The organism is Lacrimispora sphenoides JCM 1415, from assembly GCF_900105615.1.
GTDB classification, from domain to species: Bacteria; Bacillota; Clostridia; order Lachnospirales; family Lachnospiraceae; genus Lacrimispora; species Lacrimispora sphenoides.
The window spans coordinates 181,948-193,658 of record NZ_LT630003.1 but is presented as its reverse complement, the minus strand read 5'-3'; the positions used below and the strand labels follow the sequence as shown (position 1 = coordinate 193,658).

Annotated in this window: 12 protein-coding genes and 1 riboswitch; of the genes, 1 reads left to right on the top strand and 11 read right to left on the bottom strand. The window is 45.5% G+C overall.

The window, feature by feature from the left end; genetic code table 11:
* Nucleotides 1-3: 3 nt before the first annotated feature.
* Nucleotides 4-1,617, bottom strand: a complete 1,614-nt coding sequence (locus BMX69_RS00790; protein WP_100041270.1) for a PTS transporter subunit EIIC — start codon at nucleotides 1,615-1,617, stop codon at nucleotides 4-6.
* Nucleotides 1,618-1,801: 184 nt separating this feature from the next.
* Between BMX69_RS00790 and BMX69_RS00785 the strand changes: the two genes are divergently transcribed.
* Complete coding sequence (locus BMX69_RS00785; protein WP_100041269.1) at nucleotides 1,802-2,572, top strand: MurR/RpiR family transcriptional regulator; 771 nt, start codon at nucleotides 1,802-1,804, stop codon at nucleotides 2,570-2,572.
* 79 nt (nucleotides 2,573-2,651) lie between these two features.
* Here the strand turns inward: BMX69_RS00785 and BMX69_RS00780 are convergent, their stop codons facing one another.
* The 10 genes from BMX69_RS00780 to BMX69_RS00735 all read right to left on the bottom strand — a co-directional run bounded on the left by BMX69_RS00780 (nucleotide 2,652) and on the right by BMX69_RS00735 (nucleotide 11,626).
* On the bottom strand, nucleotides 2,652-3,395 hold the full coding sequence (locus BMX69_RS00780; protein ID WP_054790693.1) for an ABC transporter ATP-binding protein: 744 nt from the start codon (nucleotides 3,393-3,395) through the stop codon (nucleotides 2,652-2,654).
* A gap of 69 nt (nucleotides 3,396-3,464) precedes the next feature.
* Nucleotides 3,465-4,475 carry an ABC transporter substrate-binding protein gene (locus tag BMX69_RS00775; RefSeq protein WP_100041268.1) on the bottom strand — a complete coding sequence of 337 codons (1,011 nt, stop codon included), beginning with the start codon at nucleotides 4,473-4,475 and terminating at the stop codon, nucleotides 3,465-3,467.
* Between the two features lie 22 nt (nucleotides 4,476-4,497).
* Nucleotides 4,498-5,259, bottom strand: a complete 762-nt coding sequence (locus BMX69_RS00770; protein ID WP_100041267.1) for an ABC transporter permease — start codon at nucleotides 5,257-5,259, stop codon at nucleotides 4,498-4,500.
* A complete protein-coding gene (locus tag BMX69_RS00765) occupies nucleotides 5,228-5,524 on the bottom strand; it encodes a thiamine-binding protein (protein ID WP_025231669.1) in 297 nt (98 codons plus the stop codon). The genes BMX69_RS00770 and BMX69_RS00765 overlap by 32 nt, the downstream gene beginning before the upstream one ends.
* 63 nt (nucleotides 5,525-5,587) lie before the next feature.
* Nucleotides 5,588-5,700: riboswitch (TPP riboswitch) on the bottom strand.
* A gap of 172 nt (nucleotides 5,701-5,872) precedes the next feature.
* Complete coding sequence (locus BMX69_RS00760) at nucleotides 5,873-6,364, bottom strand: transcriptional repressor (RefSeq protein WP_025231668.1); 492 nt, start codon at nucleotides 6,362-6,364, stop codon at nucleotides 5,873-5,875.
* A 39-nt stretch (nucleotides 6,365-6,403) separates the two neighbouring features.
* Nucleotides 6,404-6,541 (bottom strand): FeoB-associated Cys-rich membrane protein, encoded by a 138-nt coding sequence (locus BMX69_RS00755; RefSeq protein WP_035286472.1) that lies wholly within the window; start codon nucleotides 6,539-6,541, stop codon nucleotides 6,404-6,406.
* Nucleotides 6,542-6,599: 58 nt separating this feature from the next.
* Nucleotides 6,600-8,783, bottom strand: coding sequence for a ferrous iron transport protein B (feoB, locus tag BMX69_RS00750; RefSeq protein WP_100041266.1), 2,184 nt, complete (start codon nucleotides 8,781-8,783; stop codon nucleotides 6,600-6,602).
* Between the two features lie 70 nt (nucleotides 8,784-8,853).
* Nucleotides 8,854-9,072 carry a FeoA family protein gene (locus BMX69_RS00745; RefSeq protein WP_025231666.1) on the bottom strand — a complete coding sequence of 73 codons (219 nt, stop codon included), beginning with the start codon at nucleotides 9,070-9,072 and terminating at the stop codon, nucleotides 8,854-8,856.
* 15 nt (nucleotides 9,073-9,087) lie between these two features.
* Nucleotides 9,088-9,303 (bottom strand): FeoA family protein, encoded by a 216-nt coding sequence (locus BMX69_RS00740; protein ID WP_025231665.1) that lies wholly within the window; start codon nucleotides 9,301-9,303, stop codon nucleotides 9,088-9,090.
* A 262-nt stretch (nucleotides 9,304-9,565) separates the two neighbouring features.
* Complete coding sequence (locus BMX69_RS00735) at nucleotides 9,566-11,626, bottom strand: M13 family metallopeptidase (RefSeq protein WP_100041265.1); 2,061 nt, start codon at nucleotides 11,624-11,626, stop codon at nucleotides 9,566-9,568.
* Nucleotides 11,627-11,711 lie beyond the last annotated feature (85 nt).

Below are 11,711 nucleotides of genomic sequence, written 5' to 3'. Positions count from 1 at the left end.
TTTTTAATCCTTTCCTGTATGCTTCGCGTGATACAATGCTTTCACATCTCTTGCAATGCTTTCAACTTTCAATCCGTAGATGACCTGTATTTGATTGGCAGAAGGACAGACAATGCCTGATGCGCCGGTCGATTTTAAATTGTGCTCCTGAACCAGAGACATATCCTTGATGGTAACACGCAGTCTGGTAAAGCAGTTGTTGATTTCACCGATGTTCTCTCTGCCGCCCAAGTATTCCAGGATCTGTTCCGCCATCTTTGTGCCGCTTCCGGAATTCACAAGTGCCGTTTCCCCGTCTTCTGCATCAGCCCCTTCATTTCTTCCGGGGGTTGAAATATTGAACTTTTGGATCAGGTAGGTAAAGCCGTAGTAGTAGATAACCGCCATACCGATGCCGATCAGTACCACAAGGTACCACTTACTCTGTGCTCCCCGGAAAATACCGAAAATCGTAAAATCAATCAGTCCTGCCTGTACGCCCCCCACGCTGCAATGGAGCAAAGCGGCCGCCATATAGCCGATTCCTGTCATGAATACATGGAACAGGAAAAGCACCGGTGAGATAAACATAAAGGAAAATTCCAGCGGCTCTGTAACACCTGTAAGGATTGAAGCGGTAACACTTGCGGAGAGCAGTGCCTTGACTCTTTTTTTGTTTTGATCATCTGCAGACCGGTACATTGCAAAGGCAGCAGCCGGAAGGCCGAAGATAACAATAAGGGAGTGCCCCTGGCCTACGTAGCGGGCGCCCATCTGGAATACATCATTTGGAACCTGGCTGTTTGATGCAATGGCAGTATTAAAGATATTTAACGCGCCCATGACAGTCTGGCCATCTATGGTTGCTGTTCCGCCTACCGGTGTAAAGCGTACCACCTGGTTTAGAATATGATGAAGGCCGGTAGGGATCAAAAGCCTGTTGGCAGCACCGTATACAAAAGGCCCGAATACACCAATGGAGTTGATCCAGTTGCCAATCAGTCCGATGAATGTGTTAAAGAACGGCCAGATGAAGTAAGATGCGATTCCTGCCAGTGGGATGGTGATAATGGTAATCAGCGGGACAAAGCGTTTTCCGCCGAAAAAATTAACGGCGCTTGGAAGTGTGATGGTGTAGAACCGGTTATGTAAAGCGTTTACAAGAAGTCCTACCAAAATGCCTCCGAATACATTCATGCGGAGTGTGAAATATCCCAGCATGGTCTCATACTTCGCATTTACAATGGTTGCATCCACCTGTGACATCCCCTGCTCCATAAGCTTGCTGATGCTGGTGGATTCAGCGGTAATACCTTTCAGTCCCAGAATGTAATTTAACGTGTAATGGAATACAAGGAAGCCCAGGACAGCGGAAAATGCCGCGGTCGGTTTTTCATCCTTTGCCATGCCTATAGCGATAGACATACAGAAAAACAAAGGCAGGTTTCCGAATACCAGTCCAGCCAGCTTTCGGATAAAGCCAATAAAATTCTGGACGTAAACAAGATTTGCAAAAGTTTCCCCTACAATTGCGCTGTTTTGCATTGCTGCCGCAAGACCGCTGAATATACCGGCGACTGCTATGGTAGAAATGGGCAGAAGCAGCGATTTTCCAAATTTTTGCCAAAACTCTTTCATTTAAGATCCTCCATCTCCTTAAAGTTATGATTTCAATACCGGTATGAAATTATAACTTTATAATAATGGATTGATTTTAATTTACAAGTGTTTGGAAGTATATTATTATTTATATACAAAAGGTATCAATAAACACAAAATGTGTAATATTTCACATCAAGAATAGGGCTCCGGAGGGTGAAAGATGAATTTTTTTGACCAGCTGTCAAACAGGGGAATAAAGCTGAATCCTACAGAAGAAAGAATTGTCAATTATTTACTGGAACATTACGGTATATTGCAAGATTTAAAGATCGCAAAGGTGGCGGAAGAGTTATATCTGTCGCCAAACTCCATTGTTAGACTTTGTAAAAAACTGGGCTATCACGGGTTCAGTGAGTTGAAATACCAGATCATACATGAACGGAGACAGTATGGAATAGAGGCCGCTGAGCAGCAGACCACTGTTATGGACAGCTTAAAACAGACACTGGCCATTAATTCACGGCAGAACATTGAGAAAACGGCAAGGCTGATTTATGAAAGCCGCCAGGTGATATTTTTTGCACTGGGCCTTTCCAGGATCGTAGCTTTGGATCTGGCAAAAAAACTTGAGCATCTGAATAAGATCATTATTGTCCCTGATGACCGTGATAACTGTATCTTGTATGCCAATAACCTGGCACCAGGACAGATCGCTTTTTTCATCAGTTATTCTGGAAGTACCGATATCATATGCAAGCTTTCCTACATTGCCCAGACCAGGGGAGTTCCTATCGTTACCCTTACAGGAATGAGTCAGAACCCGATTTCCGGCAGCAGTGTGGTTAGCCTGTATGCCTATTTTAGAAAAATGAATTACAGAGATGCCGATATTACATCAAGAATTGGTTTTTATCTGGTGACGGAATTGATTCTGGAAGAATATATGAAGCTTTTTCGTTTGGAACAGCAGTCAGAGGATGAAATTAATTAAGAAATCGTGCTTAAAACAGATATTCTCAATAAGGTTTTAATTTTAAAAAAACAGCGGGCTTTAAAAAAGCCCGCTGCAATCATATCCCTTCCAAATGCTTTAAAATCTCCCTCTTATATTCCAGAAATTCCTTTGAAATATTAAAATCCTTATCTCGCGGTTTTGGTTCCTTTATGATGATTTCCTTTGTAATCCTGCCGGGAGATCCGGTCAGCATACAGATGCGGTCTGATAAAAGAATGGCTTCGTCAATATCATGGGTGATAAAAAGGGTGGAAAGATGAATGTCATCCATTACCTTCAAATACCATTCATGCACCCCCCGCTTGGTCATCATGTCAAGAGCGGAAAAAGGTTCATCAAGAAGAGCGATGCGGTTGGAGAACAGATACGTCCTTAAAAGAGCTGCCCTCTGCCTCATACCGCCGGATAACTGGGAAGGGTACTGTTTCTCCGTCCCTTCCAGCCCAAACTGTTTAAAATATTCTCCTGCCTTTTTTCTGGCCTCTGTTTTCTTCATGCCCTTAATTAAAAGGGGTAGGGCCACATTGTCCACGATGGTGCGGTATGGCAGCAAAAGATCCTTTTGCAGCATATAACTGACAGACCCCGGCTTTCCGGTAATTTCTTCTTCATTCAGATATACATGTCCCTCATCCGGCAGAGAAAGGCCTGCAATGATATGAAACAGTGTAGTCTTTCCTCCTCCGCTGACTCCAAGAAGAGATACCAGCTCCCCTTCCTTAAGCTCTAAGGATACGCCTTTTAAGACCGTCTTTTCATCAAAGGATTTTGTAATGCCTTCCACCTTTAAGTGAGTCATGGTTTCCTCCTTTATGTTTGCAGGCTTTCCTGCCTCCGGCGAATGCTGCAAAGATCAAATCCTCTTAACTTACTGAGGCAGATAATCATTTGAAAACCCGGCATTTTCTGGAATCTCAGGATCGGAAAGGCCATTCTCATTCAGCCAGCCATAAAACCTGTTCCACCGTTCCGGATCTATAGATCCCCACGCTTTCCCATCTGCCTGATATTTATCCGCCAGGTATTTCTGACTTTCCATTACCAGCTTTTCATCAAGCTCCGGCGCCGCCTTAAGTAAGATACGGGCTGCCTCCTCCGGGTCTTTTCCTGCCTCCTCATATCCTTTGCTCACAGCCCTTAAAAAGGCTCTGGCTGTCTCAGGCTCCTGCTTTAAGAAATCATTTCCCGCAATAATGACCGGCGTGTAATAATCAAACACTGGGTTCAAATCTGCAAATGCAAAATAATCCGTATCAAGACCTTCCACTTCCATTTTGACACCAGCCCATGCATAAAAGATCCAGATGGCATCTACTGATTTTGATTTTAATGCGGAAACCTCATCCGTAACAGTACTGGGAATCAGCTGCACTTTTGAAAAGTCTCCTCCACCTTCTTCTACCACGTCTTTTACCATGGCCTTTTCCACCGGAATATCCCAGGTGGCATATTTCTTTCCTTCCATTCCCTTTGGAGATGCCATCCCCTCGCCTTTTCTGGAAATAATACCGGAGGTGTTATGCTGGATGACCGCTGCTACTGCCGTTATGGGAAGGGCATTTTCCCCTGCAAGAGCCGGTGCCATGGAGTCCTGAAAGGACATTCCGAACTGGGCTTTTCCTGAGGCTACCAGAACTGCCGCCCCATCCTCAGGAGGCTGAACGATTTCTACCTCAAGCCCTTCGGCTTTGAAATATCCCTTTTCCTCAGCCACATAAAGTCCGGTATGATTGGTATTGGGAGTCCAGTCCAGGACAAATGTCACTTTTTTTAAATCCGATGAATTCGTATTTGCTGCCTGTTTCCCGGTTCCCCCGCAGGCAGTGAGAATTGCGGCAGCCGCTGCCGCCATTAAGATTACCAAACCTGATTTTTTCATATATTCCTCCAATTGTATCATATCACTGATTATCCCATGGCATGCATTTCTTAGAAAGCACGTCCACCCCTTTCATAAGAAGTAGGCTGATGGCCGATATGAGAAAAATGACCGCAAACATCTTATCAAAGGCAAAGGATTTTTTCACCCGGGTCATGTATACCCCCAGTCCGCCAAAGCCTCCCAGCCATTCGGAGATGACCGCTCCGACCACGGCATAGGAAACCGAGATGCGAAGACTTGCAAAAAACTGTCCCATAGCTCCGGGAAGCTTAATATAACGAAATATTTTTACTCTTCCGGCTCCCATGGATTTTAAAAGATTCACCGCATCCGGATTCACTGATTTAAAACCGGAAAGCATGCCCACGGTAATGGGAAAGAAGGTAGTTAAGACAATGAGGATCACCTTAGGAGCCATTCCGTAGCCAAACCACAATACCAGTAGAGGGGCAATGGCAACCGTGGGAACGGTCTGTGTCAGAACGATCAGCGGATAAAAAGCCCGGTAAAGTCCTTCAAAATGATCCATGATCACAGCGATCACAAAACCGGTTGCCACCCCCAGGAAAAGCCCGGTAAACGCCTCGGCAAGGGTGATTCCCGCATTGACTGCCAGTACCGGGAATTCCTTGGCGAATGCCCTTCCGACACTGACGGGCGAAGGGAGCAGAAAGCGGTCCACAAGACCGAATGAACTGATCCCCTGCCACAATACCAGAAGCCCAATAACCGCAGAGCTGGACCAAAGCTTACTTGTGATGCTTTGTGACTTTCTTTTCAATGGTAAGTACCTCCCCTTCCGGCCGGTAGGTGACTTTGATATAAGCGGCAACAGAGGGAGCACCTGCTCTTATGGCAATGTGCTGGCATTCCTTAACAATGTCCATCAGTTCATCATAATCCCCTTCAATGGCGGTTTCAAAAGGCCCCACATAATAGTTCAGTCCTGTGCTCTTAATATAATCGATCACCTGGTCAACAATACGGATCAGTTCCTCATCATTCTTTGCCTCAGGCAATGTCTGGATCGCTACGCTTGCATTCATGTCTTCTCTCTCCTTTTATCATTAATAGAAATCAAAAACCCGCCCGGATATCCGGGCGGGTGAACAGGCTTAGCCTGAAAGCTTCCTACGCTGGCATTATCCAGATCAGGTTACAGGGTTTAAAGCAATGCTGCCTTATCTCAGCCGGATTTTCTCCAGCACCCCTTTTAATTTTCATTGCAAGTATACAACGGTACGGTCAGAAAGTCAAGTAACCCCAATGCTTTAATGCCAGGGCCCCGATCACCGGATCGTACATTATTCGTGCATAACTTAAATTCTGATCCTCTATTCATAGGTTTCTAAACCTGTTCCTTTAGTTGGTTATCGTCAACTTCATATCAGATATCAGATGCAGTCAGCGTTTTCACAATCACAAGGTCTGACAATGATGGAGGATATTTTCTGACCGTCCAGGTATCCGCAGGCGGCAAGGCCGGCCTGAACCACTGAGTTCCAGTTCTTTGCAGAAAGCTGATAGGTGGTCTCATCGTCTAAAACTACTGTACATGCCTCCTCCATGGGGCAGGTTTCCGAATAAACCACCTTATACATGTTCTTTCGGCTGATGGCTCCGATCTCCTCCAGGATATTGACCATCCGGTAGACGGTCGCAGCGCCGATTGTCTCATCAACGCCTGATGCCTTATAATAAATCTCCTTGCAGCTGGAGCATTCATGCTCCAATATGATATCTAACAGCGTACTGCGCTGCTTTGTGATTCTGCAGCCCTTTTCCTTCAGCTTTTCTATGATCAGCTCTTTCTGCATTCTGGTCCTGTGATAGCTTCTGGAATCAGGCGTTTTTCTTTTTTCATTGATGTTCGTTAATTTCTCCATTTGCGCGCCTCCGCTTAATTCTTCCAGCTGCCGCCGTTCTTAATGGCAATGGCCTCCGCAGTGTTTACAATCTCCGCCGCACTGAATGGATTTTCCGTTCTTTTTGTCATTGACCATGCTTCTTACTGCCAATGACACCAGCCCGGCAACAACGATAAAAACAACCAGTGTTCCCATAAAGTACCTCCTTATAGTTCGAGCCTGCAGATTAGGTGCAGGCTCTCATGGGGCAAGCCTATTTCGCTCCTGCCACTTTGTTTAAATGAATGTTTGATACCTTTTGTTCTTTTGACGGCCTTACCAGCAGGTAAATAAATCCTGCGATCAGGGCAAAGGCAACGATAGTAAAGATTCCAAAAGTTCCTGTGTAAATCAGGGACCCGATCTGGAAAACGCACAGGGATACGACATAAGCCAGAAGTGACTGATATCCGACAGCAAACCAGAACCATCTGATATTGTTCATCTCTCTTTTGATGGCTCCCATAGCAGCAAAGCACGGGGCACAAAGTAGATTGAATATCAGGAAGGAATATGCTGCCAAAGGAGTCATGCTGCTTGCAAGCGTTCCCCAGATTTCAGATCCGTCTTCTGCAACTTCCGCAAAACCGAACAGGATACCGAACGTGCCTACTACGTTTTCTTTTGCAATCAGTCCGGTAATGGCTGCAACCGCAGATTTCCAGTCACCCCAGCCAAGAGGTGCGAAGATCCAGCTAATTGTTCCTCCAACTGCCGCAAGAATGCTGTGATCAAGTTCCAAAGCGTCTAACATCCTGAACTGGCCGTCAACCCAGCCAAAGAAGGAAGTAAACCAAACAAAGATGGTTGCTAAAAGAATGATGGTACCTGCTTTTTTAATAAAGGACCAGCCGCGTTCCCACATACTTCTTAAAATATTTCCAACGGTAGGCATATGGTAAGCCGGAAGTTCCATAACAAAAGGCGCCGGATCTCCTGCAAACATTTTTGTCTTCTTTAAAATAATTCCTGAGCAAACGATGGCTGCTATTCCTACAAAGTAAGCACTTGGAGCCACCCAGGCTGCTCCGCCAAACAATGCACCTGCAATCAAAGCGATGATGGGAAGCTTTGCTCCGCAGGGAATAAAGGTAGTTGTCATGATCGTCATCTTACGGTCACGGTCATTTTCAATGGTACGGGAAGCCATAATTCCAGGCACGCCGCAGCCGCTTCCGATTAACATCGGGATAAAAGACTTGCCGGAAAGACCAAACCGGCGGAAAATACGGTCCATGATGAAAGCAACTCTCGCCATGTAGCCGCAGGCCTCCAAAAACGCCAGGAAGATGAAGAGTACCAGCATCTGAGGCACGAAACCAAGAACAGCGCCGACACCGGCTATAATTCCGTCAAGAATCAGTCCCTGCAGCCAATCTGCACAGCCTACAGCAGTTAAAACGCCTTCTACAACAACAGGCACACCGGGAACTTCAAGGCCAAAGAAACTAAAGCCCTCTCCGAATACGCCGTCATTGGCCCAGTCAGTTGCCCAGGTTCCAACGGTTGTTACAGAAACATAATATACAAGAAACATAACCAGTGCAAAGATAGGCAGAGCCAGGAAGCGGTTTGTTACGATCCTGTCAATCTTATCAGAAATAGTCAGTTTTTCTACTTTATTGCGAGTAAAACACTCATGGATGATGGATGAAATATAAACATAACGCTCATTGGTGATGATGCTCTCGGTGTCGTCATCCATTTCTTTTTCGATCCGGTTGATTTCTTCCGATACATCCGGCACATGCTTCATCTGGGTCTGGATCTTATTATCTTTTTCTAAAAGCTTGATGGCAAAGAAGCGCTTCTGCTCTTCCGGAATTTCATTCCCCAGCTTATCTTCTATAGAATCCAGAACAGATTCCACTTCCGGTGCGAATTTATGGACTGGAGCCGTATTGTTTTTCAGATTAGCCAGGGCTACGGCCTTTTTTGCCGCTTCCTGTATTCCGGTTCCCTTTAATGCGGAAATCTCAACGACATCACAGCCCAGCTTCTGGCTCAGCTTTTGGATATGTATCTTGTCTCCGTTTTTCTCAACAATATCCATCATGTTGACTGCCATGATCACCGGAATACCCAGTTCCATAAGCTGTGTGGACAAGTATAAGTTACGCTCAATATTGGTTCCGTCTACGATATTTAAAATCGCATCCGGCCGGTCAGTGATCAGATAATTTCTCGCTACCACCTCTTCCAGGGTATAGGGAGAAAGTGAATAAATGCCGGGAAGGTCCATGATGATCACATCTTTATGGCCTTTCAGCTTTCCTTCTTTCTTCTCTACTGTTACGCCCGGCCAGTTCCCCACAAACTGATTGGATCCCGTAAGCGCGTTAAACAGTGTTGTCTTTCCGCAGTTTGGATTACCTGCTAATGCAATCTTAATTGACATACTCTACCTCTTTCTGCCTGTCAGCATCTGATTTATCGGATATTAGTCTTAACTAACTTACTTGCAAAAATTACTCTACAAGAATCATTTCCGCATCCGCTTTCCGCAGGGATAATTCATATCCTCTTACCGTCACTTCAACCGGATCCCCAAGGGGAGCAACCTTTCTCACATAAATGTCCACACCTTTTGTGATTCCCATGTCCATGATCCGTCTTTTGATTGGTCCTTCCCCGGTAAGCTTTGTTACCTTAACTGTTTTTCCGCATGGAATTTCCTTTAATGTCATTGTCTTCCTCCCTCTCTATTCCACCAGAATCTTATTGGCCATATCTTTGCCAATGGCCACTCTGGAATCCTTAACATTCACAATCATATTACCGCCCATTTCAGAAACAACCGTCACAACTCCTCCGGACACAAAGCCCAGATTCTCTAAAAAGCGTCTTGTTTCCTCCTTGCCGCCTACCTTGCGGATCACATTCGGTTCGCCTGTTCTCACCATTGTCAGAGGCATCATCCATCATCTTCTTTCTTTTTCATATTGCCCTTGCATTTAGGACAGGGGCCAGTTCTGCATTGCGGGACGTAAAGGTATACCTATGAAATGTTATTTAATAATATTAATGAGAATCATTCCCATTACGCAATAGTTAGTATACACTAACGCAGGGCAGTTGTCAAGATTTTTGTGAAATCTTTTTGTCCATCACAGAAAAGCACAGAAAGAAAAGCTGCGGCAAAATAGCATAACTATTTGCCGCAGCCACTCTTATCTTGTCTTACCAGATTTTCACCCGCTTTTGGGGTGCCACGTACATGGCATCTCCTTCCTTTATTTCCGGATAAGCCTTATAGAAAGCGTCGGTAGCGCTAAGCACTGCATTAACCCTCACCTTGGCCGGAGAATGAACATCCGTGTTTAACCTCCTGATCATGCTTTCCGGTGTATATTTCGCCGCCCATATGGTTGCGAACTGCTCAAAAACCAGCTTCAGACTCTCTGCATCATCTCCAACAATGGAGGTGATGCAGGCCATGGAACCGAGATCCGCGATATTTTCATTTAAAGTCTGTGCTCCGTTTACGTGACGTCCTTTATAACCTTCCTGCCCGTCATAGTAGGCCACCACCTGGTCCGCCAGCTGTTCAAATTTGGCTCTGTCCTCACTGGTCCACCATACATGATAATTTCCATTTTCATCATAAAGAGAACCGGAGGAATCAAAGGCGTGGCTGACTTCATGGGCAATGACCGTTCCGATCCCTCCCAGATTTGATGCATAATCCTTGTCAGCATCATAGAAAGGTGCCTGCAATATGGCGGCTGGAAATACGATTTCATTTCCAGTGGGATTATAATAGGCATTCACCGTCTGAGGCGTCATGCCCCATTCCGTTTTATCCACCGGTTTACGGACCTTTTCCCTGTTCACAGCATTTTGAGCCTTTGTAAGGGAAATGACATTGTTGATTAAGTTCCCCCCCTTTTCAACCGGTGTAATGGTGGCTTTTGCATAATCGTTGGGCCATTTATCCGGATATCCGATCTTAAGGGTCATGTTATCCAGCTTTTTAATAGCGGCTGACTTTGTTTCTTCTCCCATCCAGTCCAGGCCCATAATCTGCTTTTTATAATTCTCAAGGATATGGCGGACCATCTCTTCAATGGCCGTTTTATCTTCTTTTGAAAAACGCTTTTCCACATATAGCCTGCCGAATTCAAACCCAAGCATATTCTGGGTTCTTTCACTAGCCAGCTTCTGGTCGGTCTTTCTTTCCTTAATACCGTTCTGGGTATTATTCCAGTCCTGATAATTATCTCTGATTTCAGGGGTAAGATATGGTGCAAAATCATTCACCAGGCTGAATATGGAATAGTTCTTTAAAACAGGGAGATGATCATTGGTCAGATACTTACCGATTTTTACCATCTGCGCCTTCTGGGTTACCACTAAGGTATCAACATCGGTCAATCCCGCCGACGAAAGATAAGAATCGGCAGCACCTTCCGGAAGCAAACCCTTTAAATCCTTCATGGAATAGGGGTTGTATATGATATCGGGGTCATTTTGCTGGCTTAAGGGAAGGGCACTTGCAGCTAAATCCTTCTGAAGCGCCATAATATCAGCAGCAGCTTTCTCTGCCTCCTCACGGCTCATGCCCGTATATTCCAGGGTACTTCTGATGTAATCCTGGTACCGGTCCATCAGCTTTGCCTGGGTTTTATCCTCCAGGGTTTCCTTTCCCGGACCAAGATCCGCTCCATCCACGTACAGGGCGTACCGGCTGGAATCCTTCATATCTTCCATCCACTGTACCGTAAGAATGCTGTTTACTCCCAGATCCCCATAGATGTTTCCCACTGCTTTTAAATACCCATCGATGTCTGAGGCATTATTCAACTCATCCAGATAGGGTTTAAGCTGGCCAAATCCCGCTTTTTCCCGCCCTTTCATATCCAGAGCCGTTAAATATAAGTCCGCAATTTTCTGCTCCAGGGAACCTGGCTTTGCCTGTTTCCGGTTTTTTACAGCCTCTTCCAATACCCCCTCAAGAACTTCATAGGAGTCCTTTTCCAGCTGATAAAAATAACTCCATCCGCTGGAATCCTTCGGTATTTCCACCTGGTCCAGGATTTTCCGGTCCACATGATCATAATAGTCATCCTCCAGCCGCACGACCGCTGACTCATCCGATGCAGCACTTCCCGCTTCTCCCTGAACGTTGACAGGCTGGGCTGCTGTCTGCTCCGGAGGTGTCTCTATCTTCTTCCGGCACCCAGTCAGGAGAAGAGACAGCACAAGAATGGCTGCCAGACAGAACTTAATCCTGTTTTTCATATTGTACCTCATTTCTTTCTACAGGTTTTTTTGCACTAAAAAGGAAGTGGATCTCTCCACTTCCTTATAGGTTCTATCTTCTATT